Origin of the sequence: Brevundimonas sp. (genome assembly GCF_041648115.1) — a bacterium.
Classification (GTDB): Bacteria; Pseudomonadota; Alphaproteobacteria; order Caulobacterales; family Caulobacteraceae; genus Brevundimonas.
Map to the genome: position 1 here is coordinate 26398 of NZ_JBAZPR010000001.1, position 26637 is coordinate 53034.

The 26637-nt window shown below is 65.2% G+C and carries 24 protein-coding genes; 10 read left to right on the forward strand and 14 right to left on the reverse strand.

Annotation, left to right across the window (positions count from 1 at the left end; all coding sequences use genetic code 11):
• Window positions 1–4: 4 nt before the first annotated feature.
• Window positions 5–280, reverse strand: coding sequence for a VirB3 family type IV secretion system protein (locus WC597_RS00155; RefSeq protein WP_372691199.1), 276 nt, complete (start codon window positions 278–280; stop codon window positions 5–7).
• The gene (locus WC597_RS00160; protein ID WP_372691200.1) at window positions 280–600 is read right to left on the reverse strand and encodes a TrbC/VirB2 family protein; all 321 of its coding nucleotides are present in this window, start codon (window positions 598–600) and stop codon (window positions 280–282) included. The genes WC597_RS00155 and WC597_RS00160 overlap by 1 nt, the downstream gene beginning before the upstream one ends.
• Before the next feature lie 661 nt (window positions 601–1261).
• Between WC597_RS00160 and WC597_RS00165 the strand changes: the two genes are divergently transcribed.
• Both WC597_RS00165 and WC597_RS00170 read left to right on the forward strand, forming a co-directional pair.
• Window positions 1262–1843, forward strand: a complete 582-nt coding sequence (locus tag WC597_RS00165) for a helix-turn-helix domain-containing protein (RefSeq protein WP_372691201.1) — start codon at window positions 1262–1264, stop codon at window positions 1841–1843.
• Window positions 1833–3152 (forward strand): HipA domain-containing protein, encoded by a 1320-nt coding sequence (locus WC597_RS00170; protein ID WP_372691202.1) that lies wholly within the window; start codon window positions 1833–1835, stop codon window positions 3150–3152. The genes WC597_RS00165 and WC597_RS00170 overlap by 11 nt, the downstream gene beginning before the upstream one ends.
• An 88-nt stretch (window positions 3153–3240) precedes the next feature.
• Here WC597_RS00170 and trbB read toward each other — a convergent pair whose 3' ends face one another.
• Genes trbB through WC597_RS00190 form a run of 4 tightly spaced genes read right to left on the reverse strand, consistent with a single transcriptional unit; the run spans window position 3241 to window position 7166 of the window.
• The gene (gene trbB, locus WC597_RS00175) at window positions 3241–4197 is read right to left on the reverse strand and encodes a P-type conjugative transfer ATPase TrbB (RefSeq protein ID WP_372691203.1); all 957 of its coding nucleotides are present in this window, start codon (window positions 4195–4197) and stop codon (window positions 3241–3243) included.
• Window positions 4190–4630: a hypothetical protein gene (locus tag WC597_RS00180; protein ID WP_372691204.1), complete on the reverse strand. Its 441-nt coding sequence runs from the start codon at window positions 4628–4630 to the stop codon at window positions 4190–4192. Before WC597_RS00180 ends, trbB begins: the two co-directional genes overlap by 8 nt.
• Complete coding sequence (locus tag WC597_RS00185) at window positions 4627–6489, reverse strand: type IV secretory system conjugative DNA transfer family protein (RefSeq protein WP_372691205.1); 1863 nt, start codon at window positions 6487–6489, stop codon at window positions 4627–4629. Before WC597_RS00185 ends, WC597_RS00180 begins: the two co-directional genes overlap by 4 nt.
• Window positions 6486–7166, reverse strand: coding sequence for a GntR family transcriptional regulator (locus tag WC597_RS00190; protein ID WP_372691206.1), 681 nt, complete (start codon window positions 7164–7166; stop codon window positions 6486–6488). The genes WC597_RS00185 and WC597_RS00190 overlap by 4 nt, the downstream gene beginning before the upstream one ends.
• A 133-nt stretch (window positions 7167–7299) precedes the next feature.
• Between WC597_RS00190 and WC597_RS00195 the strand changes: the two genes are divergently transcribed.
• The 3 genes from WC597_RS00195 to WC597_RS00205 all read left to right on the forward strand — a co-directional run bounded on the left by WC597_RS00195 (window position 7300) and on the right by WC597_RS00205 (window position 10890).
• Window positions 7300–7785, forward strand: a complete 486-nt coding sequence (locus WC597_RS00195; RefSeq protein ID WP_372691207.1) for a helix-turn-helix domain-containing protein — start codon at window positions 7300–7302, stop codon at window positions 7783–7785.
• A gap of 698 nt (window positions 7786–8483) precedes the next feature.
• Window positions 8484–9122: a lasso peptide biosynthesis B2 protein gene (locus WC597_RS00200; protein WP_372691208.1), complete on the forward strand. Its 639-nt coding sequence runs from the start codon at window positions 8484–8486 to the stop codon at window positions 9120–9122.
• Window positions 9123–9219: 97 nt separating this feature from the next.
• A complete protein-coding gene (locus WC597_RS00205; protein ID WP_372691209.1) occupies window positions 9220–10890 on the forward strand; it encodes an asparagine synthase-related protein in 1671 nt (556 codons plus the stop codon).
• Here the strand turns inward: WC597_RS00205 and WC597_RS00210 are convergent.
• The 4 genes from WC597_RS00210 to WC597_RS00225 form a co-directional block, all read right to left on the reverse strand.
• Window positions 10820–13306, reverse strand: coding sequence for a prolyl oligopeptidase family serine peptidase (locus WC597_RS00210; RefSeq protein WP_372691210.1), 2487 nt, complete (start codon window positions 13304–13306; stop codon window positions 10820–10822). The two genes, WC597_RS00205 and WC597_RS00210, sit on opposite strands and share 71 nt — an antisense overlap.
• A 9-nt stretch (window positions 13307–13315) precedes the next feature.
• Window positions 13316–16264 carry a TonB-dependent receptor domain-containing protein gene (locus tag WC597_RS00215; RefSeq protein WP_372691211.1) on the reverse strand — a complete coding sequence of 983 codons (2949 nt, stop codon included), beginning with the start codon at window positions 16262–16264 and terminating at the stop codon, window positions 13316–13318.
• A gap of 118 nt (window positions 16265–16382) precedes the next feature.
• Complete coding sequence (locus WC597_RS00220; RefSeq protein ID WP_372691212.1) at window positions 16383–17348, reverse strand: FecR domain-containing protein; 966 nt, start codon at window positions 17346–17348, stop codon at window positions 16383–16385.
• 13 nt (window positions 17349–17361) lie between these two features.
• Complete coding sequence (locus WC597_RS00225; protein WP_372691213.1) at window positions 17362–17853, reverse strand: RNA polymerase sigma factor; 492 nt, start codon at window positions 17851–17853, stop codon at window positions 17362–17364.
• Window positions 17854–17943: 90 nt separating this feature from the next.
• On the opposite strand from WC597_RS00225, the gene WC597_RS00230 reads away from it, so the two are divergent.
• From WC597_RS00230 to WC597_RS00240, 3 genes are all read left to right on the forward strand, one after another.
• The gene (locus tag WC597_RS00230; RefSeq protein ID WP_372691443.1) at window positions 17944–18159 is read left to right on the forward strand and encodes a helix-turn-helix domain-containing protein; all 216 of its coding nucleotides are present in this window, start codon (window positions 17944–17946) and stop codon (window positions 18157–18159) included.
• A gap of 61 nt (window positions 18160–18220) precedes the next feature.
• Entirely contained in the window at window positions 18221–18433 is a 213-nt protein-coding gene (locus tag WC597_RS00235; protein ID WP_372691214.1) for a helix-turn-helix domain-containing protein, read from the forward strand.
• A 172-nt stretch (window positions 18434–18605) separates the two neighbouring features.
• The gene (locus tag WC597_RS00240) at window positions 18606–19076 is read left to right on the forward strand and encodes a GNAT family N-acetyltransferase (RefSeq protein WP_372691215.1); all 471 of its coding nucleotides are present in this window, start codon (window positions 18606–18608) and stop codon (window positions 19074–19076) included.
• Window positions 19077–19156: 80 nt separating this feature from the next.
• Here the strand turns inward: WC597_RS00240 and WC597_RS00245 are convergent, their stop codons facing one another.
• From WC597_RS00245 to WC597_RS00260, 4 genes are all read right to left on the reverse strand, one after another.
• Complete coding sequence (locus tag WC597_RS00245) at window positions 19157–19915, reverse strand: hypothetical protein (RefSeq protein WP_372691216.1); 759 nt, start codon at window positions 19913–19915, stop codon at window positions 19157–19159.
• A gap of 32 nt (window positions 19916–19947) precedes the next feature.
• Window positions 19948–23013, reverse strand: a complete 3066-nt coding sequence (locus WC597_RS00250) for a class I SAM-dependent DNA methyltransferase (RefSeq protein WP_372691217.1) — start codon at window positions 23011–23013, stop codon at window positions 19948–19950.
• Window positions 23010–23435 carry a hypothetical protein gene (locus tag WC597_RS00255; RefSeq protein WP_372691218.1) on the reverse strand — a complete coding sequence of 142 codons (426 nt, stop codon included), beginning with the start codon at window positions 23433–23435 and terminating at the stop codon, window positions 23010–23012. Before WC597_RS00255 ends, WC597_RS00250 begins: the two co-directional genes overlap by 4 nt.
• 728 nt (window positions 23436–24163) lie before the next feature.
• A complete protein-coding gene (locus WC597_RS00260; RefSeq protein WP_372691219.1) occupies window positions 24164–24793 on the reverse strand; it encodes a hypothetical protein in 630 nt (209 codons plus the stop codon).
• Between the two features lie 177 nt (window positions 24794–24970).
• On the opposite strand from WC597_RS00260, the gene WC597_RS00265 reads away from it, so the two are divergent.
• Both WC597_RS00265 and WC597_RS00270 read left to right on the forward strand, forming a co-directional pair.
• Window positions 24971–26152 (forward strand): ABC-three component system protein, encoded by a 1182-nt coding sequence (locus WC597_RS00265; protein WP_372691220.1) that lies wholly within the window; start codon window positions 24971–24973, stop codon window positions 26150–26152.
• Window positions 26142–26636 (forward strand): three component ABC system middle component, encoded by a 495-nt coding sequence (locus WC597_RS00270; RefSeq protein WP_372691221.1) that lies wholly within the window; start codon window positions 26142–26144, stop codon window positions 26634–26636. The genes WC597_RS00265 and WC597_RS00270 overlap by 11 nt, the downstream gene beginning before the upstream one ends.
• Window position 26637 lies beyond the last annotated feature (1 nt).

Consider the following 26637-nt stretch of genomic DNA (forward strand, 5'->3'; position numbering starts at 1 on the left):
GCCCTCACGCGTCCAAGTGACCGGGCAGGGCGAGATGTCGCCTCAGCACGTCGAAGAAGCGAGGATCGGACCGGGCGGCCCACAGTCCGATCGCGTGGGCGGCCGCCCACCACAGGAGACCCAGCCACCAGATGCGCAGGGCCAGGCCCAAGACCAGGGCGATGGTCCCCATGGCGATGGCGTATTCGCGGGGCATGCCCGCCATCAGCACCGGCGCCGCGAGCGCCTGGGCCACGGGAAGGTCCCAGCCTTCAGGTCGGGGATCGCCGGCGGCCGCCATCACGCGATCTCCATCCCGCCGGCGAAGCCGAAGAAGTCGAGGAAGAAGGTGGAGGCGGCGAAGGCGATGCAAAGGCCGAACATGATGCCCAGGCCGCGTCTCATCGACGACCCGTTTTCACTCATGGCGACCCCGGCCCCGAAAACGACCACGGCCACGACTGCGGCGGCCTGGACCACAGGTCCCGTGATCGACTGGACCACCTGCTGGAGGGGGCCTTCCCAAGGCATGCCGGATCCGCCGGCGAAGGCCGGTCCCGCCGCCAGCAAGGCACAGGTTATCGCTGCGCCGCCGAGGCGGCGTGAAAGATGTCCACGCATCGTCTGCTTCCTGAAATGTCAGGGCTTTTCACCCCGTCCCACCTCATTGCAAACAGACTTATCCACAGACGTCAAACATTTTTTCTGATGTTTTTCAACGACTTGCGCAAGAGTTAGCTGCAAGTCGTCCGAAGTCTCCGCCCCCAGACTTGAAAGCGTTCAACGGCAAGAGGATTTTGGCCTGCCAAGTCACCGTAAGTTGCGAGAGCCTGGCGGGGCTTCAAAAAGAGCCGATCGCCTGCGCCGACAACACGTTGCGATTTCTATCAGGCGAGGAGCGGGGGCTTGGGCAAACCTCGGGATTCCGGTCCGACAGGATGTAACCACATCAACGGGATGGGCTCGCCTTCAAGTTCAGTGCGCCCGTCCCCGGCTTCATGCGTGCAATCCCGGCTTCTGTCATCCTCGGGGTCGCCGGCGCCACGACAGCAGGATTGTAGTTGGCGCCGATAGACGCACAGCTCGACAGGAACGGACTGCGGCTGGGGCCCCTTCGAATAAAGGGCGCGCAGACGGCGATTGGCCTGGCCCATGGGGCATTAAGAACGAAGCCAAAAACCGCCTCTGCCGACGCAGCGAGCACAATATGATCCCGTACAGGAACAAAGAGGTTGCAGTCTGGCACACGATCGTCGATAAGACTGATCCGGAGCGTTGAGTCATGAGCAAGTCCCCCCCCGTGAAAACGCCGCCGCGCTCGATCGCGGGGATGCACTACGGAACAGCGCTCAAGCCTGAGAAGGGTACGGGCAAGAGTCGTCTGGTCAAATACTCGTCCACCTTAAACGCCCTCAGAGCGCTCGCCGGTCCACAAGACACCCCTAGCGCCCCCTATTTGTTGACCGGATCACGCGGCAGAAGCGTCCCAGCGCCCCGCGCTGGCGAGAAGCCGTCGCCCTCAGAGCGATCAAAGCCCTCTACGGCTGCGCTCCGCCTTTTGCAGGCCCAGCCGGCGCTTACGATCAACGCAGCCGAATCGCCCGCCAGCGGACTTGCTGATCCCTCGCTACCCAAGCTTGCTGCAGCTCGGATCAGTGACGTCGCCGCGCTGGGCGAAGTCGTTCGGATTCGCCGACAGATTTTGCGGCTCAGTCAGCAGGAGCTTGCGGCGAGGGCGCATGTTGGCCGCCGTTTCGTCAGCGATCTTGAGGCAGGGAAAACCACCGCGGAACTCGGCAAGGCGCTCGCCGTCTGCCAAGCCCTTCGGATAGTACTGACTGCCGAGATGAACGATGGCGGATGAAGTCCTGGATGTGTGGATGGACGGATTTCCCCGTCCCGCCGGCCGACTGGCTCGAACGTCACATGGCGACACCGCCTTTCTTTACAATGCGGACTACGCCAGCGCCGGGGGACCGTCTCTTTCACTATCGCTTCCTGTCGACATGGAAGCCTTCGGCGACATCGAAACTCGCGCCTTCTTCGCCAATCTGCTGCCGGAGAATGCCCAACTCCAGCGGGTGATGGAGCGTGAAGGCTTGGCGCGAGACGACGTGGTCGGCCTTCTCAAACATCTGGGCGCGGACTGCGCCGGCAGCGTCTCTTGTGTGCCGACTGGCGCCGCGCCCATCAAAAGTCCCGGAGTCCTGACTGAGGATTACGAGCCGCTTGAAGATCGCGCCCTTTTACGCATCGCCAAATCCCTGCGCGACGAGCGCCGCCTTCCCGTAGAGGTCGCGGATCCGTCTCCTGTTGCCGGCGTTCAGAGCAAGATCGCGCTGACTGTGCTTCCTGGCGGCGCATTCGCGCTGCCTCGCGAGGGAACTCGCGTGCCTACGACCCATATTTTGAAGGTGCCCGGACGACGCGACGCCCGTGACACCCGAAACGAGGAAGCCGCCGCTATCCTGGCTTCGGCCGCTGGGCTCGACGTCTCGATACCGACAGCCATCAAGATCGGCGAGGTCGATGCGCTTCTGATCGCGCGATTTGACCGCCAAGTCCGCAACGGCGTCGTGACAAGAATTCATCAGGAGGACTTCGCCCAGGCGCTGGGCCTGCCGTCAGAACTCAAATACCAACGCCGCGGAAAGCCCGGCCGTTGGTTCGACGTCGAAGCCGCCCTCACTGTCCTGGACCGGACGAGAGACCCTCAGGCGGCGCGGCTCGCGTTCCTCCGCGCCACCGTCTTCAATCTGTGTATCGGCAATACCGACAATCACGCGAAGAATCACGCGGTGCTCTACGACGGGCCTGGCGCCCCGCGGTTCGCGCCGCTTTATGACCTGCTGCCGATCCGACTCAGTAAGGAGTACACCCACGAGCTCGCCTTCCAGATCGGGGCTGCCAAAACCTTCGACGACATCACGGGCGAGGATTTGATCGACTTCTTCGAGACGCTCGGGGCGCCTCCGGAACATCTCGACCGTCTGTTGCAAGACGAGATCCGACCAATCATCGAGTCCCTCGAAGCTGCCTCTCCACGCTTGCGGTCCTCCGGCCTCAAACCCTTCAATGATGTCCTCGGCAGAGAAATGGAAGAGCTGGCGGAACGCTTGCAGCTGGACGTCAAAATCGAGCCGCGGGACTATTATCCCACCGAAGGAACGTAGTCGCCCGATCGGCTCGAATCGGTCTTCAATCCCCGTAGGCCGCTTCCGCGACGTCGTCAGGTGCTGGAGCGCGAGCCCAACGGCGCGCCTAGGCCAGGGGCCGCAGCCGGACGCCGTCCCGGTCGTCGCGGTCGACCGCCAGAACCGCGTCGATGCGCCGCCCGTCAGCTGTTCGTCTTACGTGGACAAGGCGATCGACCGTCCGTGCGATTAGGCGACGCGGAGAGGCGACCATCACCTCACCGATCAGGTCCTCGAGACGCCGAAGCACATCTTCGGCCGAGTTGGCATGTAAGGTAGAAAGACCGCCGGGGTGTCCGGTATTCCAGCTCTTCAAGGTTTCGAGCGCGGCCGCGCCGTCTCGCATCTCGCCGACGACGATCCGATCTGGCCGCATGCGCAGCGCGTCTCTGACGAGATCCGCCACTCCAACGGCAGGGCCCGACCGCCGCGTGAGCGCCGCGACGCAGTCCCAGGCCGCGCATTGCAGTTCAGGGGTGTCCTCGATGAGAAAAACCCGGTCCCCGGCGAAGGCGGGGTCAGCAAGGACAGCATTCGCCAGCGTCGTCTTGCCCGAGCCCGTCCCGCCGGAGATCAGGATATTGCATCTCGCCTCGACCGCCGCGCGCAGTTCTGCAGCCTGAGCCGCGGTCATGGCGCCCTCCGCCACATAGTCTTCCAGCGACCAGATACGGGCAGGCCGCTTCCGAATGGCCCAGGCCGGTTCGCGCGCCAGCGGAGGGAGAAGCGCCTGAAACCGTTCGCCTCCGCCCGGCAAGACGCCGGACAATCTCGGCGTCTCGCGATTGGCCGTTTCGCCGACGTGATCGGCGATCAAACGGATGGTCCGCTCCCGCGCGTCTGCAGACAGCCGGATGCCGGTATCCAGACGACCTTCGCCGTGTCGGTCCACGATCAGGCGTCCGTCTGGATTAGCGAGCACCTCGACCACCTCGGGATCGGCGAGCGCGGCGAGGACCGCCTCGCCGAGCGCATGTCGCAGGGCGTCGAGACGACGATCCGCGCTCAAGGCGGGATCAGGCATGGGCCTCGTCATCCCGTCCGGTCTTCCCGGCGTCAGGCCGTGGCGTCCGGCCCGCGACGATCCGGGCGGCGGTCGAGTCCAGGAGGCGCTCGATACGCCGCTCGACGGCCGCCTGGACCGTCGGATCGTCATCGACGACCGCGTCCGGCAGCCTGAGGAAGAAGGCGCGCGCAACCTCGACCAGAAGTTCCTGCACGATCTGCATGTCCCGTGCGGTCGCCCGCATGTGATCGCGCAGAGAGCGTTCGAGCCGATCCATACGGTCCTCCGGATCGGCTCTGGGGTTGCCCTGCAGACCTCTGGCGATGGCGCGCCCGGCCGCTTGGCTCAGCGCCATCCGGCCGGCCTTGGCCTCGCGGTTCAGCCCGGTGACGACCTTGGGATCGGTGAGATAGACCTGCACGCGGCAGGCTGAGGCGGCGCGACGGGTCATGAACGTCCCCCCTGAAAATGATCCAGCACCGCCTCCTGCGCCGCGAGATCGGCGCGGGTGTCGGCGTAGCGCTGCGCCGCCAGGGCCGCAGCTTTCCGCTCGTCGATGGCGCCGGCCACCTCCTTGAAAAGCGGCAGGCTCGCGCTCTCATCCTCGCCGAGCCCGCGCCGACCCGACCAGGGATGGGGTCGCCGCGGCGGCGCGTCCGCCCGGGCGGAAGCCGGCGCAACACAGGCCGCCCGACGGCGGAATGGCCGCACCTTGTCATATTGGAGCTTGGCGGCGCGTAGCGGCCGTTGGCCCGCCATGAAGACCAGCTGGATATCGTCGGGCAGCGCCCGAACCTCGCCCGGCTCGAGCAACGGCCGCTCGATCTCGCCGCGCGAGATCGAGGCGTGACCCGCCCCCAGTCCGGCGGGGCCGGAGCGGCTGGTTCGCGTTTCCGTAACCGTGCCGGTCAGCTTCGAGACCTTGTCCTGGGTCACAGGGTCCAGCGCCGAGAAGGCGGTGTAGATCGCGCAATTGTCGAGCAGGGTGTTGTGAGTCCCATAGGTTTCGACGATGTCGTTCAGCGACTGAGCCACGAACATCGTCTTGATCCCGTAGCCGCTGAGCAGACGCAGCGCCTTTTCGAAAAACGCCAACCGGCCGAGGAGCGGAAACTCGTCCATCAGCATCAAAAGCGGCCGTCGCTTATCACGCCCCTCAGCGTCCCGCTTCTCTTCGGCCGTGAGCGCCTGGCTGGCCGCATAGAACAGCAGCCTGACGTAAGGCCGCAGAGCGACGGAGTCGGCCGGAGCGACCTGGACATAGAGGCTGACCGGCGCCGCCGCGCACATGAGATCTCCCAGGCTGAAGTCCGACTGCGACAGCACGACCTCAAGGTCATCGCCCGCCAGCCATTTGAGGTAGGACCGCGCCGTGCCTTGCACCGATGTCCGGAACCGGTCGTGCATCGCGGCGTAGCCGATCACGGCCATGCGGATGAAGGGATGGGTTTCGGGCCCCTCCGGCCCCCGACGGTGCAGGGTTCGTCGCATCACCTCCGCCGATCGATCGAGATCGGCGAGAAGGTCGCGCACCTTCAATAGGGTCTTGTCTTCGTCCGGCGCGACATGGAGGACGTGCAGGATCAAGGCTTCAAGGATTTCGGACGCCGCCTTGTCCCAGATTGCCTCATCGTCCCGCGCCCCGCCCGTGTCGGACAGGATGGCGACCAGCCGCTGCACCTGCGCCAGCTCCCCGGGACCAGGCCGGATTTCCGCAAGGGGGTTCCATCGGACCGATCCGGCGTCGCGGGGATCGAGCCGCAGCACGTGAGAGAACTCCGCCCTCCAGCCGGCCGTCAGGTCCCAGAGCTCGCGCTTGGGGTCATGGACCATGACGCTGTGCGTCCAGCCCAGGAGCGTCGGCAGGACATGACCACGCCCCTTGCCGCTGCGGGTCCCGCCCGTCACCAGGGTCGGCCTCAGATCGGCGCTGGTCAGAAGCCGACCGCCGAACCGGCCGATCACGGTTCCATTCCCGTTCAGGAGACCGCCGGCGCGCGCGTCCGCGAGGCCGCCCCATCCGCGACGCCGCCGCACACGACCGTTCCCCACAAGCATGCCGGTCCCGATTCCGCAGCAGACGCCGAGCAGAACGAGCGAGGCCGACCGCGACAGGACGGGTTGCGCCTCGGATCCGAAACGGCGCCCCCACACCAGGACGGACCATGGCGCGTAGATGACAACGCCGGCGCTCATCCGTATGCCGGGTCCGAGCACAGCGGCGTGGCCATAGGTCCACGCGAACATCTGGCTGGCGGCCTGCAAGCCCGCGACGAGGCCCGCGGCGAGAAAAAGACCCCGCATATTCATGCCTCGTCCTCATCGATCTCCGCGCCTTCCGCGCTCAGCACCAGAAGCGGTGCGGCCGCCACGCGGCGCGCGTGATAGCGCGCCAGCAGGCTCGATTCGGTCTCGGCGCTGGCGTTGAGCAGGGTCTCCGCCTCGCCCTCCAGGTCAGGAAAGAGCCGCGCCTCGGCCGCGCGAAAGCGGGCGAGCTGGCCCTGTAGCCGAAGGAAGGCGTCAAACAGGGCGGCGTCGCCGAGCGCTCCAAGGCGCCAGGCCCACACAGCCTGCAGCCTAACGACGGCCGTATCGGCGTCGATCAGACCCTCAGGGGGATCGACGGGACGATCATGGGCACACAGGAGGTAGAGACGCCGCAACTCGTATCGCCTGGCGACGAGGGCGGCCTCCAGGCGCGGGGCGAAGAAACCCCCAGCGCCGCCGCGCTCGACCAAGCCCTCGCCGCCGAGCCAGCAGAGCGCTTCACGTACGGGTGTCGTCGACAGACTCAAGCGTCGCGCCTCGTCGGCGATGACGATCGGTCGACCGGCTCTATAGCGCCCGGCCGTCAGTCTCGACCGCAGGGAGTCCAACGCGTGTTGAAACGGATCTCGAGCACGGGTCATGGGCGCGTAATTCCCCGGGGCGCAACTGATCGGCAGACGGACGGATTTCGCGCTCGCGCACAAGCTGTGCAGGCGCATATCGTCGGCTATCGCTGTATCGTCCGTCGATTTTCGCTGTTCGCCCCCTCAAAATGCGAGGGATCACCCGCCGTAAATCTTGCGTCGCACAGCCGGACGTTGCCAAGGTCAAGCTTGGAGTAGAGGACGCGTGATGACTGAGGCCTTCCCGGACGCCGTCGTTGGAGAACCTGTCTTGGGCGTCGCGCTGAAATCCATCCGCAGGCTCCGTCGGCTGACGGCGGCCGAGACGGCGACCCTGATGAACATCAGCCCCAGCGCCTATGAGCGGTTCGAGAACGGCGAGACCAAGCTCAACCTCGAGTACGTCCATCGCTTCGCCAGGGTGACGAAGACCGACTACTACGCCATTGTCGTCGCCCTCATCATCGGCAAGGCGGATTTCGCGCTGTACAGCGCAGGCAACCAGTTCGCCAGCATCCTGACGAACGGCCTGCATGATCTGGCGCGCGACGCCGGCGCCGATCTCGCCGCCCTGAGCACACGCGACATCCTCGAGATCGTTACCCCCATGTTCGAGGCGCTCGCCGCCAAGGCGCGGGAAATGCGGGCGCTTCAGGTCGAGATCGACGCCGCGTCCGCGCGCCTCGACGCCTCTCGGCCCCCGCCGGGGCGATAGGCGGCGACCCCAGATATTCGCCAGATATCGCTTCGTATCGCCGCCGCACGAGCGCTCCGTGGTCGGGCCGTAATCCTACGGCTCATGGAGAAGACCAATGACCCGTCCAACCCTCAATCGCCTCACGCTCGGCGGCGCCCGCGACCTGACCCGCGATCGCGAAGGCGGCCCGTACACCGAGATCCAGGCCTTCGACAGCAAGACCCTGGTCGCGTGAACGGCGAGACGGGCGACGCGATGGCGTCGCCTGTCTTTGCGCGAGCGACGCCGAAGCCTACCCATGCGTTCGCTTGACCCTTCGTATCGCACCCGCCACGCGCTGACTGATCCGGTCACATCCGCGGCGACCAAACCGCCGAGATCCAAGGCCTCAACCACGATCCCGCGTCGCCCTCGGCCGCGCACGTCAGGAGACGCGCGATCGCGACCGAACCCACATCGAGACGCTCGTCAGGCCTGCCGGGCTCCCCGGGCGGCTGAGCGCGTCGGCGGCGGCGTCCCTGCCGCCCCTTTCCCACAGGAGCCGTGATGGCCGCCCCTTTGTTCTTTCAGATTTCCCTAGGCCGGGTCCTTGAACGCACCCGCGACGGCGACGGGCCCTACACCGAGATCCAACTCTACGACAGCCGCTTCCCCCATCCCGGACACCAGGCCGCGCCCCCGCCGTCTGAGGCTCACAACCCGGTTGAAAGCGCGTCATGACGATCACCCTCTGGTCCGCAGGCGGCGTGTCGATGGTCGCCCTGCATGAGGATGTCGTGGTGCTGGACATCTCGGAGGATCGCTATGAGTGTCTCGTCGACGCCGCATCCTGGTTGACCCCGGCGCCGGACGGCAGCCTGGCGGTCTCCGACCCCGCCCTTGCAGACGACCTGATCCAGGCGGGCCTCGCCATGCGGCGCCCCTCTCCGCCCCGTCCAGTCTGCCCGCCGGCCGCCCGCGCCCTTGAGCCGCGCCCGCCCGGCTCGCGCCTTGCCACCGTTCGGGCGGGTCTGGTCGCGGCGGCGGCGACCGCCAGTTTTCACAATCGGCGACTGTCCGCGCTCGTGGCGCCATTGCCGGCCTCGCCCGCCTGCGGCGCCGACGATGAGGAGCGCCTGAGCGCTCTGGTCGGGGCGGTGCGGGCGGCGGCGCCCTTCATCCCGTTCGAAGGCGAATGTCTTCACCGCGCCTATGTCCTGCGGCGCTGGCTCCACCACGAGGGCTATCGGCCGATGTGGGTGTTCGGTGTCCGCACCTGGCCCTTCGCCGCCCACTGCTGGCTCCAGATCAATGCGCTTGTCGTTGGCGACACCCTGGACCGCGTTCGCCATTACACCCCGATCCGGGCGGTCTGACGTGGGCGACGTTCTGATTGTCTCGCGCACCGCCCCGGACGACGAGGCCGCGCGCCGACGCGCTCGCCAAATCATCGATCTCGCTCAGGATCGGGGCATGACGGTCGCGCCTTTGAACGCGACCACCGCGATCGCCACGGCAGGAGCCCATCCGCCCCAGGTCCGGCGGATCGGCGGCTGGGTTTTGATTGGGGACGTCCTCGATCGTCGAAACCCCGTCCTTCCGGACGGAGAGCCCGATACGGACTGGGGGTACGAACGCAAGATGTTCGCGCGCCTTTGGGGCCGTTTCATCGGCATCCGCTTCGGTCCGCACGACCGTCTCGACGCCCTGCTGCGGGATCCGTCCGGCGCCATGGATTGCGTCGCCTGGACCCAGGACGGACTGACCTTCGTGGCTTCGGCGCCGCCGGACTGGCTGATCGACGCCCTGCGGCCGAACTGGTCGATCAACGTCGGCAGGGTCGCCGCCGCCCTGCGCAGCCCGCAGCTCGTGCCGGGAGACCTCCTGCTTGACGGGCCGCGCGCCGTGGCCCCCGGAGAGGTTCAACCGATGCCGTTGGACCGTCCGGCGGTCCGGCTCTGGAAGGCGGCGACCTTCGCCCGCGCCAGTCTCGACGCCCCATTGCGTGTCGAACCGGCCGCGCAGCAGCTGCGCGCCGCCATAGAGGAAGCCGTCGAGGGTCTTGGCGGCCTTCCGGGCGTCCTCGCCGCCGAGGTGTCGGGAGGGCTGGATTCGAGCATCGTGGGCGCCGCCCTCGTCGCCGCGCCTGGCCTCGAGGTCCAGACCTGGCTCAACGCCTACGGCGCCACGCCGGAATCCGACGAGCGCTTCTGGGTGGAGGCGCTCGCGCAACGGCTGAACATCACGCCGTTGCGCATCGCCCACGCCTCCGCGCCTCTGTCCGGGGAGACGCTCGACCGCACCAACAGAGGCTTCCGGCCGGGGTTGGCGGCGCTGGACGCCGCGCACGACCGCGAATGGCGCCGTCAGATCGAAGGCGTCGGGGCGGACGCGCTGATGACCGGCAAGGGCGGGGACTCCGTCCTGATGCAGAACACCGGCGGCGACGTCTTTACGGATCTGTGGATGCGGCGCGGCTGGGGCATCCTCCTGTCTCGGGAGGGCCGCGACCAGGCGATCGCCGTCGAAAAATCCCTCTGGACGCTGGCCCGCGAAGCCCGCCGTTTCGTCCGCGAGGGGGCCGCGCCGCCCACGCGGGACGACAGCTTTCTCCTCCATCTCGAAGACACCCCCGCCATGGCGGCCTGGCGACACAACAGCGCCGCCTTCGGCCCCGCGAAGGCCGGGCAGATCAGCGGGGTCATCGACAACGTCACCCGGCACGGTCCTTCCCTTCTGACCGAGGGCGTCGACGTCCGTCACCCGCTGTGCGCCCAGCCCGTGGTGGAAGCCTGTCTCTCGACGCCGTCCGCGCTTCTCGTCCTGAACGGGCGCGACCGGGGTCTGGCCCGGCATGCTTTTCGAGACCGGTTGCCGCCGGAGATTCTGCACCGTCGCTCGAAGGGCGATATGAGCCGCCTCTATGGCAAGATCATTCTCGACAATATCGAGCGCCTTCGGGAATGGCTGATCCATGGCCGGCTGGTCGATCTTGGGGTGATCGACCCCGCCGGCGTGGACCAGCTTCTTCAGCGAGAGACCCTGATCTGGCGAGGCCGCTACGCCGCCCTGCTCACGGCGGCGGCGTTCGAGGGTTGGATAAGGGCATGGGAGCGCCGTCTCGCTTCCGCGCCGTCGCGGTGACGGTTCCGGAGGGCGGCAAGGTCTCTTCGAGCCAGCGGAAGATCTGATCATACTGGTCGCGGATGTTCGCCGGACTCCATCGCGCATGGTGCTCGCCCCAGTAGGTGACGATGCGGGATCGGCCGCCCAGGCGCGACAGGGCGCTGAAGACGCGTTCGGCATTGGTGAGGCCCACATAGTCCATGTCCGCCGTCAACAGCAGCACGGGCGCCGAGATCCGGTCGGCCCGCAGCCACGGGCTTTCGCGAACATAGGCGACGGGATCGGTCCAAGGCGTCGCGCCGAGCTCGCCCTGGCCGTTCTCGACCCAGCCCTGTTGATGGCCGAACGGAACCCCATACTCAGGCGTGCTACGGCTCGAGGCGTTGAACTCGCCCCACATGGCGAACATGTCGGCGGGGGGCGAAGACAGGATGTAACTCTGGTAGCGCGTCGTCTGTGTGGCGATGGCCAGACCGGCGTATCCGCCCATACTGTGGCCGAAGACCGCCGTCCGATCCCGAGGCAACTCGGGATGGGCGGCGAAGACGGCGTCCACCGCCCGATCGACGCTGTCGCGGTAGTGCGCGAAACTGCGCGTGCCCGGCCTATCGATAGGCATGGCCGGATTGATCACGGCATAGCCGGCCGCCGCCAGGACCTGCGCCCGGATATTGTAGGTCAGAATCAGCGGACCTGCCCAACGTCCTTCGTCCACAAAGCCCGGATAGACAGAGACCACGACGCCTCGGGCAGGCCCCGGCGGTAGAAACAGGGCCGACCGATCAGCCTCGCCGAGCGCATTGGCGTGCGCAATGAACTCGGGATCGATCAACCGCACGTCGGCCAAATCCGCGTTGACCTGGTCCAGCAGAATGTCGTCGCGCCCCCGTCGCAGGCGAAGACGCTCCACCAGTTCGTCGCGCACCAGCACAAGCAGGGCGTCGGACGATGCGGCGAGAATCTGGGTTTCTCCGGTGTCCGTCGCCGGACCGATCGTACGAATAGTGTCGTCCGTCACCACCACGGCCTGACCCGCGCCCTGCACCGCCGCGGTCCAGTCTTGCCGCGGCGCATCCAGAACAATCCGACGGGGCCGCTCCGGATCATAGGCGGGCATGGGCTGGACCGTGAGCCCGGCCGAGGTCAGCCGCTGCACGCCTTTCGCGTCCATGCGCCAGTAACCACCCTCGGCGAAAAGGCGAAGGGCGCCCGATTCCGGCGCCGCCGCGAGGCTGGCGGGCGGGCGGGTCAGCCCTGCCGTAAGGACGGTCTGACCGGCGCCGTCCAGACGGAACCAGTCCGCGCGCGCGCCAGGTGAAGGTCGCCCGTAGATCACCGGCGCGCCTTGCAGCCAATCGGCGCGCACGCCGCGAAGGATGTTGATGTCTCCCCCGAGATCGAGGGTCGTCGGCCACCGGCGAAGGGTCCCATCCTGCGCCATGGATCGAAGCCCGCCCTCGGACCAGCGCTGGTCATCGCGACGCGCCCAGAACAGCACCTCGCGCGAGTCAGGCGACCAGCGCAGCATCTGCGTCGCCACGTCCAGCCGGTCCGACGGCGCCGTCCGCCGTCCATCCGCCATCCGGACCATCAACAGGCGCTGGCGGAAAGGATCGTCGAAGGACAGGGGCGGGTCGGCGAGCTTGAGCCGTTCGGCTCCCAGCAGCACCGCTAGCATTCGACCATCCGGCGACAGCACCTGATCGGTCACGACGCCGGCGAACAGAACCCGGATCACCGCGCCGGTCACGGCGTCCAGTTCGACCAGATGCTGAACAGGCGTGGCCGTCTCGGGGGTCTGCACGCCCGCGTCGGTGTCGATGACCGTCCGACTTGGGGCGCGGCCCTCCGAGGTGACGCGCCAGGCTGCGGCGACACGGGCCTGAGCATTGCTCGCCGCGGCCAGCAGGGGCGGGAGGCTTCCGTCCGGCCGGGTCACGACCAGGAGCCGGTTCGGCGACGCCCAGACGACCGGGGCGCCCTTGGGCAGAAAGTCCGGGGTGAGGCCGGTCCATCGCACCTGTCGCGCCCCGACCTCCGCGATCCCCAACTCGTAACGGCCGCCCCGGAGACGGAACACCGCCATCCGGGCGCCGTCGGGCGACCACTCTCCGCGCAGGAGACCGAGACCTTCGTCCGGAAGAAGACGCTCGGGCCGCGGTGAGACCGCCGTCAGATCGATCCGCCAGAGATCCGTGATGGTCCAGACGGACCTCTGGACATAGTCGACGGCGCGAAGGGTGTCGTAGGCCCCGCGCCTTTCATAGACCGCCCACCGGCCGCCCGGGGCGATCGAGGCCCTCCCAAACCCCTCGAGCCCGACGATGTCGTCGACCGTAAGTTCCCGCTTCGCGCCCGGCTCGGCATGGACCGAGGCCGCCAGGCAGGCGCAGATCGCCAAGGCGCCCGCAAGACGCCTGAATACCGTGTTCATGGCGGCCCCCTACCAGCGCTTGATCAGCTGGAGCGCGACGACACGTCCATAGGGGTTGCCCTGACCCGGATCGAACCCATACCCGTTCGCGCCGTCGAAGAAGGGGGGATCGCCATCGAGGAGGTTCTGGACGGTCAAGGCGAGGCGCAGCCCCTGCCCGCTTCCGCCGCCCGGCGTCCAGCTCACGCGCCCGTCGAGCGTGTCCCAGGCGCCGACCCGGGCGCCGAGCCGGTCGTGTCCGGCCGCCGAATGGCTCCAGTGAAGCCCGCCCCCAAAAGCGCCGTGCGTCCAGCTTGCGCCGATCCGCGCGCGCAACCGGGAGGGATAGCCCGTCAGGCCGATGACGTCCTGGACGGCTGACGCAGGCGTCGGTCGGTTGTCGTACTCCAGCACCCAGGACCCCGTTCCCTCGAGCGTCAGGGCGCCGCCCGCGACGGCGATCGGATAACGGGCCTCCAGGTCCACGCCCCGGATCTGGACCGCCCCGGTATTGACCCAGCGGGCGTCGACGATCGCCCCGTAGGTCGTCAGCGGATAGAGGGAGGGAAACCCTGGCAGTCCGGCGAGGTCCTGAACACGGGCGAGATCGGACGGGTTCGCAGCCGGCGCGATCACCGTGACGAAGGGCGCGAGCGCAGGATCGCTCAAGGCGCCGGCGGGGTTGGCCGCGACGGGCTGGGCGATCCGATCCGTGAACCGGGTGTCGAAATAGCTGACATCCAGGTGCAGGCGTCCGCGCGGCCGCCAGCTGAAACCTGCGGTGAAGGTCTCGGCCGTTTCCGGCTCGAGGTCCGGGTTCCCCCCCACGAGCAGAAGTGAGAGGACCTGAGCGCCGCCGGGTCGCGACAGGAACAGGCCGTTGACGGCCGCCGCATCATAGATCTGCGGCAGGGAGGGCGCGCGGAAGGAGGTCCCCCAGGTCGCTCTCAACAGGAGGTCATCCACCGGTCCCCAGGCCAGCCCCAGTCGGGGATTGGCGGTCTCGCCGAAGTCGTCATACCGCTCAAGCCGGCCCGCCACAGACAGGTCCAGCCGACGAAGCCCCGGACGGCCGTTGCCCTCCCCCACGAGCGGGAAACGGGCCTCGGCGAAGACGGCGGCGACCTCCCGGCTTCGCGCCGGGGTTTCATAGACGATCGGCGCGGCCGAGGAGAGGAAGCTGGTCGCTTCCGTATCGAAATGATCCGAGCGCCACTGGGCGCCCAGAGCGAGCCGCGCCTCACCGCCCGGCAGGGACCACAGGGGGCCTTCCGCGAGCAGGTTGACGGAGCCGGCGCGGCTTCGGTCCCATCCGGCGGAATAGCCCTGGCTGATGAAGGCGAGCACGGCCTCGCTGTTCGCCTCGCCCGCGCCGAAGAGGTTGAGGTAGCCGTCCCGGGCGGCCGAATAGGACGTCGCCGGATCGTCCGCCAAGGCGCCGAGCGCCTCGTTCACGAAGCGGGAGTTGACCCGATTGCGCTGTCCCACCTCCCCGCGCTCAGCGGCGAGGGCGGCATAGGCGTCCAGGCTCCAGCCAGACGCGAAATCGTAGCGCGCCGCAAGCGTGCCGCCCAAGCTTCTCGACTGGCCGGCAGCCCGGGCCAGCCCCACGTCGTTCAGAAACGAATAACCGATCAGATGCGAGGCGGCGCCGACCGGCGAAAAGAAATGCGGATTGGCGGCGGTGACGTTGAAGATGCCGGCCGAGGCGCCGCGCAGCAACGCATAGTCGCGTTGACTGAATCGCAGGTCCGCCGACAGGTCGAGACGCCCCCAGACCGTTTGCGACCACCGCGCATAGGCGCTGTACCGCTCGACCGCCGGCGCGATGTCCCCTCCCCGTTCCAGGCTCTGGAGATTGGCGCCGCCCGCCACGAAATCCGCCAAGGACGTCGCAGACCCCGTGGCGTTCGGGCGGATGGCGTAGCGGGAGACGTAGCCGCCCGCTGCGGGATCGAAGGCGAGAATATTTCCTGGAGAACTATAGAGCGTCCGTCGATCCGTCCCGCCGTACGGCCGAAGGTCGCCGTCCGCCGTATAGGCCCGATCGAGCGTGCTGAAGGCGTTGGTGGTCTGGTACTCAGCGGAAAGATAGGCGCCGCCTCCCGACCACGTCCGACCGATCAGGTGCGAGACGACCACATCCTCCGCGCCGCCCTGGGCGGCCGAGGCCCGGACGCCACTTTCCTGGCCGTCGTACGTCCGACGCAGGATGACATTGACCACTCCCGCTACGGCGTCGGTGCCGTAAATCGCGGAGGCGCCATCCAAAAGCACGTCCGCACGCTCCACGGCCGCCGACGGAAGGGCGGAGATGTCGGCGAACTCGCCCCGGAAGCCCGACCCGGCCAGTCGTCGGCCGTTGATGAGGGTGAGGGTCGAGGACGGACCCAGGCCGCGCAGATTGACGCCCGTGGCATAGACCGAGTTGGACCCCGAGCGGTCAGAGCCCGCGCCTTGCACCAGCGGCGTCGAGGATCCCGCATAGTTCTGGGGCAGTTCGACGAGCACCTCGGCGACCGTGGCCCGCCCCCGCCGGTCCAGTTCGTCGCGGCCGAGCGTGACCACCGGAGACACGGCAGGTCCCGGATCCCGAAGCAGGCTGCCGGTGACCACGACCTCCTCAAGCTCGGCGGCGGGCGCCGCCGACAGGCTCACAGCGGCGATCGCCCGGATATAGATGACCCCCGGTCGCGGTTCGCTCCATTGCAGTCCGGACCCTTCCAGCAAGCGGCTCAGCGCCTGCGCGGGCGTATAGGCGCCGCTCAGGCCCGGCGAGCTCTTGCCCTCGACCAGCCGGCTCTCGAAGAACAGTTGCTGATCCGAGGCCGCCGCAAAGGCGTTCAGCACATCGCGCAAAGCGCCGGCTGGAATCTCGTAGTTGCGCGCCGACTGCGGCGACTGGGCCGACGCGGGTGCGGCCGCCGCCAACGCGAGGGCGCCGATCGCGCCGCTCGTCCATAAACCCCACTGATGCATTCGTTTCTCTCCCGGACGCCCCTCGCGTCAGTGAAAGAGACCGTTCGAACCCCGGCCTACCCCGGAGGCCCGGGAAAATATTTATCCGCGATCGGATCAGGCCGAGCGCGCGGCGCCGTCACCCGCTTTGTGACAGGACCACCGCACCATCCGACCGGGACCGAGCTTTCAGGCCCAGCGCCCCGGAGGCTGCGGCGACGAAGGCGTCCCGATCGCCGACCCGGAACGAGCCGTTAACAGGCGTGGACACCGGCGCATCCGACGCGAGGATCACGGGCTCCGTCAGATAGCGGTTCACCTCCATGACGGCGTCCTGAAGCCTGGCGTCCACCAGGACGATCCGCCCCTCGGTCCAGCTTGTGGCGGCCCGGGCATCGACAGGACGGCTCTCTACGCGACCGGCGCGGACACGGGCCTGGCGGCCCGCGGTCAGACGTTCCCGCCCGCCCCTGTCCGCCACATCGACGACGCCTTCCACCAGCGTCACTCGAAGGCCTGAGACTTCGCGCCGGACGTCGAACACCGTGCCGACCGCCGTCACCTGGGCCCCATCGACATCGACGACGAACGGGCGTCCTGCATCCTTGGCCACTTCGAACAGGGCCTGCCCCTTTTCCAGCGCGATGGTCCGGCGGTCGCCCGTGTAGCGCACCCGCACTCGGCTGTCGGTGTCCAGCCGCACCGACGAGCCGTCCGAGAGTTGCACGACCTGCTGTTCACCCACGGCGGTGCTGTAGACGTTGCGGACCTCGGTCCACCACCATCCTCCGACGCCGAGCGCGAGCACCGCGCCGATGGCGGCCAGCCCGCCCAGCGCCAGGCCGGACGGACCCTTGGCCTCCCGCGCGCTCCTGCGTTGCATGGCCGCCGCCAGAGCGGTCTGAACCTCGGGCGAGGTCTTCAGGCCCTCCGCCTGTCGCCAGACCTGTTCGACACGCCGATAGGCGGCGGCATGGCCCGGCTTCGCGCGCCACTCAAAAAACGCCTTGAGGGTCTGCGGATCGACCTCGGACGCGCCAAGACGGGCGTGCCAGGACGCCGCCTCGGTCTCTTCCTTCGCAACCCGCACCGTCGGGCCGTTCATGTCGCGCCCCATTCTAGCGGAGCTGAGCGGCGCAATGCGCCAGAGCCTTCGTCATCCGCCACTCCACCGTCTTCGGGCTGATGCCGAGCCGCTCGGCGATCTGGGCGTTGCTCAGCCCCCCGACCCGCGACATCACAAAGACATCCCGCAGCGGCTCTGGCAACCCCAGGATGATTTGTTGGAGAAGGAGCGCGTTCTCCGAAGATGAAGTATCGTTGTGGCGTCCGAAACCGACAGCACCTTCGGCTTGCCCCCGTTTTAAGGTGCGGGCAGCCTGGTCCCGCGCGATGTTCGTCGCAACTCTGAACAAAAATGCTCTTGGATTTTCGATTTCCTCCCCACCACCGTAGAGGGCCGTGCGGAGGTATGTTTCTTGAACGACATCCTCGGCTGCACGGACACCGACGCCCGCGAGCCGCCGCGCTAACCACGCAGCATGGCGTCGGTAGAGAAGGTCAAGCCGGCCCCTTGGATCTCTTGGCGGATGTGCGTCTGAGGTGCTCATGGTCTCAGGGCAAAGCGTAATTCAACTAGCAGTATATTGCTAGCAGTTTAGCTCCTTTAACATCTGCCTGTGACCGGCGATCCCTCTTCGATGGATTGGAAGGACACCTTGGGACAGAACATTCTTCGCTGCAGAACCGATCGGGGTTGGACGCAGCAGGATCTCGCAAGCGAGGCCGACTTATCTGTTCGGTTTGTTTCCGGCATCGAACGAGGCGAGGAAAATCCTAGCCTGGAGACGACTTTCCAGATCGCAGTCGCGCTTGATGTTCCAATCTGGATATTGCTGAAACCCAAGGCAGACTAGCAATATACTGCTAGCAGCATATCACCTTTATCATTACTGCCTGATCGCTCACCCAAACCTTATGGATTGGAAGCGCTGCCTTGGGCAGAACATCTTACGACTTCGTCGCCGTCGCGATTGGTCACAGCAGACCCTCGCAGGGGAGGCTAACCTATCGCTTCGATACCTCGCCGGGATCGAGCGCGGCGAAGAGAACCCGAGTCTTGAGACGATCGTTGCTATTTCGACTGCACTCGGCACCGATCCTGCGCGCTTGTTCGACACCAAGGGATAAGTGAGGCCGCTCCTACAACCGTGACGGCCGGCCTGCCGCAATGACTGCCTCCTCAACATCGGACTGCTTCGGCTTCAATACCGGACATGTTCGACGTCCAGAAAGCCGACGATGGGTATCTAATCCCTTTGCCGGCTTGGCCGCGGAATCGGGGCGTGGCAGATGCCGTCGAATGAGCCCCATCCAAATCCGTCCCTATAATCGTGACGATCTGAACGCGATCATTGAAGTCTTCAATGACTCGGTTCGCCAGGTCGCCAGTCGCCACTATAGCCCTGCGCAGATCGATGCCTGGGCACCGATAGCGGTCAACACGGCCCAATGGTCTGAACGGCTTGAGCGCAAACCCACGTTCATCGCGGAGTATGGCTCTCATATCGCCGGGTTCAGTGACCTTGAGCCGACGGGCCAAATCGACATGCTTTTCGTGCACAGCGAGTATCAAGGCCTGGGGATCGCTCGGCGTCTTCTAAACCATATCCTGCTAAAAGCCCGCGAGCAGAACCATTCGGCGCTCACGACGGACGCGAGCATCACAGCGAGGCCGTTCTTCGAGCGCAGTGGTTTCCATGTGGTTCAGGAACAAGACGTTCAGCTCCGTGGCCAGACCTTCAAAAACTACCGAATGGCGCGGGCGATCTGAAACAGACTCAACGGCTTTTTTGCGCCAGAAGGAGACATCGCTGAGCCGGCAGAAAGCCGACGTTCAAATGAGCAGAGCCTTCAAGCTCCGGCGACCGGCTCCTCGACAGGCGCAAAGGTCATCTCTAGATGAATGATCGCAACCGGCCCTAGGCTGAGCGCTGAGCGGTCGTGGCGGGAACACAGTCTGCCTTGGACCGACCCGGCGATGGCGACCAATTCCGACGTCAACGGCGTCGGCGTCATAGCTTCTACGCCGGACCGAATACCAGCTCCTCTGGATCCGCTTAACGCATCGATGGTGTAGGCAAGCATGCCTGCAAGGGGTTGATCGGTATAGGCGGTGTCCATCGCGAAAAAGCAGCCGATCCCCTCCTCCGCGAGATATCTGGACGCGATGTCGCCGGTCGTCAGCAGAGGCTTTGCCTCGATGGCGAGTTCCGGAGCGATCTCATCGGTTTGGGCATAGATGAAGAAGTCGACTTTTCGGGAGTGACGGCCGGTGCGGGTGGCGCTTTCGACGAGATGTTCGGTGGCGAAGGCAACCTCGTGTTGCCGAAGGAAATGGCCCGCCGGCACCGCCGCGCGTAGGCGGCGCGCGATATGCCCCAGTTCTGCGGTTATCGCATCCTCGAGCGGCGTCTGAACCGTGGCCTTGCGTCGGCCCCGCACCTTCGGAACACTCAGGGCACCGCGCTTGCTGCTGAAGGCGGCCCACGCTTCGGGCGACCGCAACTCCGCAGCGGCTCCGTCGAGGATGAGGCAGACTTCATCCACAAACCGTGACCAGAGCTCAGCCCCCACGGGGGTGAAGCCGTACGCGACGAGCGCGTCCGCCAATGGCCTCGTCGGGTCAGCCGTCCCAGCCTCGCTCACGGACGGCCCGTCATGAAAGCGTTGAGGATTTGCCGGCTGTCCGAGAAGGCGCTGTCAATCGTCCAGCGGAAGAGCTCGAGAGGTTTGACGACCGTGACGCTCTCGGTTTCGACATCGTATTGCGTCGCCAAGCTATTGGTGAAGCTGTTCTCGGCAGAGATCGCGTAGTGCTGGAGCGCTTGCTCAGCGAGGCGATGCGCGGGTACCTGGCGCATTTGATCCTCGCGACTGAAGCCAGCGACAATGGCGCCGACGCCAAGGCGATGATCCGTCTGAACTTCGAGCTCGAACGCGTCGTTTCGACCCAATAGGGCCGCCAGGTTTCTCCTCAAGACGCCCGCGTAGGCCTGCACGAACTCATCGTCGGGCTCGACCAAGGCCATGCGCGGCACGTCGCCGTCCTTGAACCCCATCCTGAAGCCGAGAAACTCCGCGACCGCGCTCTTCAAGTCCTCCTCCAGCCCGAGGCATCTGAGCAGATAGTCTTCTAAGGCGTCAGCCCGACATTTGTTGATGCCGTCGATGCGAGGATCATCCAGCCCAGTGATGGGGACGACCAGAGCATTCAGGTCTTCGGGCTCTAGATTGCGACGATCCATCAACCACCGCCGTCCGGTGGTGGCGATGAGGTAGAGACCGATGTCGGAACGCAGGAACCGGCCGACCGCTTTCAACAACTCCAGTTCCCGCGTAGTGATGGTCGAAGCGGGCCTGTCGAAAAACAGTGCGGTCGTGCTGGATGTGAACCCGAGCGGGTACTCTACGACGCGGATGTTCTTCATGTTCCGCGGGATCAAGAGAACGTTTCCCCCGAACCGGTTCCGGTATGATGAACGCACATTCGATAACTGCGATTCCGGCAACATATCCACAAGCGTCGCCTCGCCAAGGCCTGCGCCATTCATTAGAGCGAATTTGGATGGCTTGCTGGAATCGTCGGCGAGCGGAGCATCGACCAGATAGGCCCTATCGACCCCAGTCTCTGCAGGATTCCCCCCGCGACTCACGCGCGCGCCTATCGCCGCGCCGAGAATTTGCAGGGTCGCCTGCTTGCCCGTGTAAACTCCGTCCTCGAGATATCCGTGAATCTGGCGATCGACCGGCCGCAGCATGAAGGCTTCGAACCAACCTCGGGGATTGCGGGCCACCGTGTCGTGCCGGATTATCTGGACATCCGCGCGATCCAACAAGACGGTCCACGGCCATTCCTTACGCGCCAAGGGCTGGCTGACCGAAAGCGGCGAGTAGATCCACGTCTTGTCGCGGGTCGTCGGCGGCGTTGCGCGCACGAATGCGGCGACAACAGCCTGACGGGCGCTGGCGAAAAGCCGATACCGAAGGTGCGCGAAGTTCGCCGCCCCGACCACCGTGTACCGCTTCGTGAGTTCTCGTCTGAAGGACCAAGATGTCGGATTGATAAACGACTTCGCCGGAAGGAGAACGGCCAGCATCCCAGTGTCGGTCAGGCGGTCCTGCAGGCATTTCCAGACGAAGAGTTCGGCCGCCTGGTCGTTTCCAATCGGAGCTGTCTTCGCGTGAGCGTCCCGCCATTCGATGGCGGCCTCGGAATCCAGCTTGGACAGCATCTGCCAAGGCGGATTGCCCACAATGCAATCGACCCTGGGCGGTATAGTACCCACCTCCGCTGCTTTCGCGAAGAAGTCCGCCGCGACCAGATTCCGTCCGATCAAAGCGGGGAACAGCTTCTCGGGATCCCTGCCCGCCGCGACGCGGGTGAGGTCCCTCGGATCCACGTAGTCGAGCAGCGTCAGGTAAAGACTGAACGCGGCGACATGGCAGGCGTCTCTATTGCGTTCGACGCCGAAGATATTGCGGACGAGCAATCCTCTGAGGTCGGCCACTCCCAGACGAAGGTCGGGCGTCGTCCACCGGGCGCGCTCGATGATGCGGCGATATGCTCCCACCAAGAAAACGCCCGAGCCAGCCGCCGGATCGAGTACTGAGACGCCATCAGAAAGTGCGGTGCTCTCTTCCAAACGATCCAGCATAAAATCGACGAGGTAGGGCGGTGTGTAGAAGGCTCCAGCTCGGCGACGCTCGCCAGCCTTCAGGTTTTCGAGGAATTGCTCATAGACTGCGGACAGCGTCTCGGTCCGAAGCGCCCCGAGGTAGAAATCTAGAAAGCTGAGCTGCACACCGCCCGAGCGCAGCGGCTCGGCACCATGCTTCATTACCCGGCGTACCAAGTTAATATGCGTGGCGTCGATCTCTGCACGTTCGTCCGACGCCAACGGGAAGATGCTACCGTTGAAGATGGAGTCTAGGTCGTCAAACATCCGCCAAGTGGCGGCGCAGCTCCAGTCGACGAACTGATCCGATAGACGAATATCGGCATGTCCTCGGTCCTCTAGCCAACTCTGGCCGATAATCCCTCTGTCCGCGAGGAAGTAAACATAGAGAAACCGGCCAATGAGCCCGTTCGCCGCTGCGGGAGACAGGGAAGCCGAAACCCCCTTCCCGCCGATCAGCACGGCGCTCAAGGCATTGAGGCTCTCAAGAAGCTTGCGATCCACCCGTCCGTCCACGTCGATCGAGTGGTCGCGCCAGAAGAGCGATGTCCTGAGACGGATAGCCCTCAAATCCCAGACCTCAGCCGCAGGTGTTTGGAAGGGGATCGTGTCCAACTGCGAGGCAGGCAGCGCGCCGAGCTCGTCCCACGTGAAGAGACGAGCCACCTTAGCCCAGTCGGTCTGGCTGTAGGAGAAGCCTTGGCAGATAACGAGATGGTCAGGGGTAGCTATGATGAGGAAGGGCGTTAGTCCCTGGCTCCAGACCCGCCGGTGGATCTCCTGAGCCTGAGCCAGATCGGCACCGACCGCGACGTACACTAGCGGCGTCGAGATCACGGCCTCCTTGACGCCTTGCCGCACTAGACAGAAAGCGCCGATGACATCCATCTCGTCACGCGCCTGTTGGAGCGCAAAACGGTGCGCTCTCAATCGGTCGAACTCTGAACAGGCGATCCAACCCGAACCTCGGACATAGCCTAAATTCGCGAGCAGCCCGCGAAGGCGAAGGTCGTTCACTTCAGGAGGCATCATCGCACCGCCATGGCCGCGAAGAGGCTTCTCTGCACTGACTTCTCCGTGACGCCGATCGCGCTTGCAATGGCATCCAGATGCGGCTGGAGACTCAGCACGCAGAACCCTTCCGGTGTCGCCACGTAAGACGCGTCAGGTGATCGCAACAGCATAGCCTGTTCGACGTCGAGCATCACGAAACAGCCGGTCAAGCCATGGAATGGTTCTCCAGCCAGACGCACTTGAAGGAGTCGCAAAGTGGACTTGTAGGCCGAGAGCTCCACATGCAACCGGTCGCGGAGAGTGGCGGCCAATCTCAGCACTAGCAAGGTCTGCCAGGAGAATCGTGCTTGCGTGCCCTTCCCGTGAGCGGGGATGTCTGGCGACACTAAACCCCGCCGCCCCGTCCACTCGCGCAGCCGGTCCGCGGACAGATCAGTCACGATCGTAGCTTCTCGGGATCCAACGAGTCTCATGGCAGCCTACATAAATCCGGGGCAGCCCCTTGGTCCACGGAATGGGTATCATGCCCATTAGGTGGCGTAAATCCTGTGATGCCAGCCAACTCGTCTTTGCCTAGCTTCGCCCCTGTGCGGAAACCGCAGAGCATTCCTGCTCTAGGAACGGATGTTCCGATCGATCATTGCCCGATGCCCATTTCATCCAAGCCGAGTTGCCTCCGAGAATGACCGACGATTTTGGCCAGAGCTGCAGCTCTGAAGCACCGCTTTGAGTCAGACCCTGCGCATTCGACCGTTGACTGTCTCTCCTGCCTCAAAGCGGACGTCGCCAAGGACCGCATTGAGTCAGGAGCGGCTGTGGGCATCAAGCGTCTGTGTGGCGCACGGAAGAGATCGAGCTGGCTCATCGCCACCTCCTGTGACTAGCGCCCCTCCCCACTCTACTCTCTCGGCCGCCAAAACGCGCCAACCGTGGCGATTGCGAATGCGCCGTGAAGCAGACACCCGTCGTCCAAGTTCGCGGGCCACCACAGCTGGCAGATTTCAGGGGAGACCAAACTCGACCTGGAGGTAACGGACGACGACTTGAGAGAAAGTCTTGCGCCGGCCATTCTCGGGTGTTTGCCACCGGGTGATCGCCGCTGCTTCTCCAGACCTTGCCGCCGCTCTGCCTCACGCGCGCGCAGTTCTGGGTATCAAAGTCGCCGCCCTCATACTTCCGTTGGCGCGGCGTGACCCAGCTCGATCGCTTTCCGCCGCTGTGCGGCAGTGAGCGCCGACCAAAACCTATGGACTCGCCCCGTTGGCATGGCCTCCAAGTCATCGATGTGTTGTTGGCGCTGAAGTTCAATCTTGAAGAAGCTTGGCTGGTAATCGATCCCGTTCGTCTTCAGGCGCCAGAAAACCACGTTGGCGTACTTCGGTGTGAGCTTGGAGTGGCGTTTGTAGTAATCAAGCGCGCCATCCAGGATCCGGTTGTCTTCCTTAGCGGCAAGGGTCTCCAACGCGGAGATGCATGATTTCAGCTGCATAGCATTCGTCAGTTCGATCAGCCGACGCTTGGCGTCCTTGAGTGAAAGCCGCATGCCGTCCTTCAGGACGGCAACGTCGAACTTCAGAATGCAGTGCGATCCCACCCACAGAGTTTCGTCTGTCAGCTCGTTGCCGATCTCGAAATGATACCGCAGGCATTCCTGCCCGCAGAGCTGGCATGTCTCGCAGGGACGGCCATGGTCTTCAGTCCGCTCCGTGAAACGCCACTCGCGAAACGCGCCCGGCAGGGTCGATGCCATGGAGAGGGGCAGGATACTCTCCCGAACACGATGGGTGAATTCCTGCACGTCGAATCACCTGTAAGTTTCAAAACACGCTTTCAATCTACGCGCGCACCGTCGATCAACGCTATCCGGAACCAACCGAGCTGTCATGACTGCTCTCAGCTATTGGCGTTCATGCATTAATCGATACTACTGGGATGATCTGGCGGCGCGTTGCGCTGCTGAGGGTGGGACTGGCGATTGGCGGGGATCAACAACACGGCGGCCGCACAGGCGGCCGGCTACATCTTGCAACTCGAACGCGCGCTGCACCATCTCGCCCACGCAGGCGTAGGCGCAGCGGTCGCGGTCGAGCACCTCGACGATGTTGTTGTCCTGAAGGACGGCAGGGCGGTTCTGCAGGAGCAAGACAAGAGCACCGCGAACGCGGGTGCAAGATTGCTGGCCGATCGCAGCAAGGCAATCTGGCGCACCCTCGAAATATGGCTGTTGCAGAGGGAGAGCACCGGCTCCCTACCCTGCGAACGTCACATGTTCTTCGTCAATCGGCCGGTTGAGACGGCGATCGCTACGCTTCTGAAGCGGCGGACTCGAGGAGAGGCGACTTCGGCTGAAGTGCTCGCTGCGTTTCGCGCTGAAGGCTCCACTCTGAAAGGCAAGGCCAAAAAGCCGACATTGGCGCAGGCGTTGATCGATCGCGTTCTGGAGCGGTCGGATGACAATCTCCTCGATTTGATTGATCGCATCGAGATTGTGGAAGCCGTCGGCGCTGCGGAGGACCGTGGCGCTATGGGCAATGGCCTTGGCTTAAGTCCGAGGGCGAATACTGACGACATTCTCGACGGCTTGCTTGGTTGGCTGACCCGATTGCTCCGCGAAGAGTGGGCCGCCGGCCGTCCAGGCATCGTCACGCGTGCGGCGGTGCTATTGCAGAAGGATGCCTTGCAGGCTCGCCAAGCCCGCAGCCGCCTTCTCCCTAAGGCTGCGTCAGATGTCCTTGTCTCCGAAGCCGACCGTGCCGGAGCACTGTCACGGACGTTCGTGGAGCATCTGGGCCGCATCGAGGCCGCAGACGACGATGTCGTCGATGCCGTCGACCATTTCCTGAAGTTCAATGTCGAGAAGCATCGTCTGGTCGTCGAGGGCGAAGTGGCCGATCGGGAATGGCGTGACCGGGGCGACCGCCTTCGCACCCGCTGGAGGACGCTCATGCGGAGGCACAGCCGTGCGCTATATCCGAAGCCTTCAGCGGAAATTGGCCAGGTTATTCTGGCGGACGCCACCTACGACCACCTCGAGCCGCTCGACAATCAGCCTTGTGGCGAGCTCTACATGACGTCCGGGCACTACCACCGCCTCGCTGACGAGAACGAAGTCTGGTGGGATCCGACCTATACCCCGGAGGTCACCGGTGAAAATTGATCACGAAGAGCTGCTTGCCAGGAACCCCGCTCTCGTCGCGAGCGCCTTCTGGCACCTTGCGCATCGCCATGCGAGCTCGGCTCGAGGGGAGCCGCCGACGCTCCCGGTGTTTGTAGTCAGCGCCGCGCTCCTCCTGCACCGCGCGACGGTCAACAAGATTCACGCGATGAATTTCGAGAGCGGAATGCTGAAGGCTGTCGTCGAAAGACCGGACCTGCTGGCCGGCCTTCAGGGGCGCGTCGAGGCGCACGCCGATACCGCCTTACGGGCGCTTCAGGTCGGCGTCTCTTCCGGTTTGCTCATTCGCGAGGGCGGAGAAGGATTTCCTCGCTTTCGAGCGACGAGTGGAAATGATCTGCCGCAGCCTATCCGCGATCTCGATGCTCCGGTTTCCTACGTCCTCGGAGCCGCGAAACGGCTTGGGACTTGGTTCGCAGCGGACGGGTTCGAGGCTGTGCAACGCCAACTGAACATCGAGTTCTGAC

Coding starts and splice junctions, on each gene's coding strand:
- WC597_RS00155 (WP_372691199.1), bottom strand. CDS start 280: ATGGCGGCCGCCGGCGATCCCCGACCTGAAGGCTGGGACCTTCCCGTG.
- WC597_RS00160 (WP_372691200.1), bottom strand. CDS start 600: ATGCGTGGACATCTTTCACGCCGCCTCGGCGGCGCAGCGATAACCTGT.
- WC597_RS00165 (WP_372691201.1), top strand. CDS start 1,262: ATGAGCAAGTCCCCCCCCGTGAAAACGCCGCCGCGCTCGATCGCGGGG.
- WC597_RS00170 (WP_372691202.1), top strand. CDS start 1,833: ATGGCGGATGAAGTCCTGGATGTGTGGATGGACGGATTTCCCCGTCCC.
- trbB (WP_372691203.1), bottom strand. CDS start 4,197: ATGCCTGATCCCGCCTTGAGCGCGGATCGTCGTCTCGACGCCCTGCGA.
- WC597_RS00180 (WP_372691204.1), bottom strand. CDS start 4,630: ATGACCCGTCGCGCCGCCTCAGCCTGCCGCGTGCAGGTCTATCTCACC.
- WC597_RS00185 (WP_372691205.1), bottom strand. CDS start 6,489: ATGAATATGCGGGGTCTTTTTCTCGCCGCGGGCCTCGTCGCGGGCTTG.
- WC597_RS00190 (WP_372691206.1), bottom strand. CDS start 7,166: ATGCGCCTGCACAGCTTGTGCGCGAGCGCGAAATCCGTCCGTCTGCCG.
- WC597_RS00195 (WP_372691207.1), top strand. CDS start 7,300: ATGACTGAGGCCTTCCCGGACGCCGTCGTTGGAGAACCTGTCTTGGGC.
- WC597_RS00200 (WP_372691208.1), top strand. CDS start 8,484: ATGACGATCACCCTCTGGTCCGCAGGCGGCGTGTCGATGGTCGCCCTG.
- WC597_RS00205 (WP_372691209.1), top strand. CDS start 9,220: ATGACGGTCGCGCCTTTGAACGCGACCACCGCGATCGCCACGGCAGGA.
- WC597_RS00210 (WP_372691210.1), bottom strand. CDS start 13,306: ATGAACACGGTATTCAGGCGTCTTGCGGGCGCCTTGGCGATCTGCGCC.
- WC597_RS00215 (WP_372691211.1), bottom strand. CDS start 16,264: ATGCATCAGTGGGGTTTATGGACGAGCGGCGCGATCGGCGCCCTCGCG.
- WC597_RS00220 (WP_372691212.1), bottom strand. CDS start 17,348: ATGAACGGCCCGACGGTGCGGGTTGCGAAGGAAGAGACCGAGGCGGCG.
- WC597_RS00225 (WP_372691213.1), bottom strand. CDS start 17,853: ATGAGCACCTCAGACGCACATCCGCCAAGAGATCCAAGGGGCCGGCTT.
- WC597_RS00230 (WP_372691443.1), top strand. CDS start 17,944: ATGGATTGGAAGGACACCTTGGGACAGAACATTCTTCGCTGCAGAACC.
- WC597_RS00235 (WP_372691214.1), top strand. CDS start 18,221: ATGGATTGGAAGCGCTGCCTTGGGCAGAACATCTTACGACTTCGTCGC.
- WC597_RS00240 (WP_372691215.1), top strand. CDS start 18,606: ATGAGCCCCATCCAAATCCGTCCCTATAATCGTGACGATCTGAACGCG.
- WC597_RS00250 (WP_372691217.1), bottom strand. CDS start 23,013: ATGATGCCTCCTGAAGTGAACGACCTTCGCCTTCGCGGGCTGCTCGCG.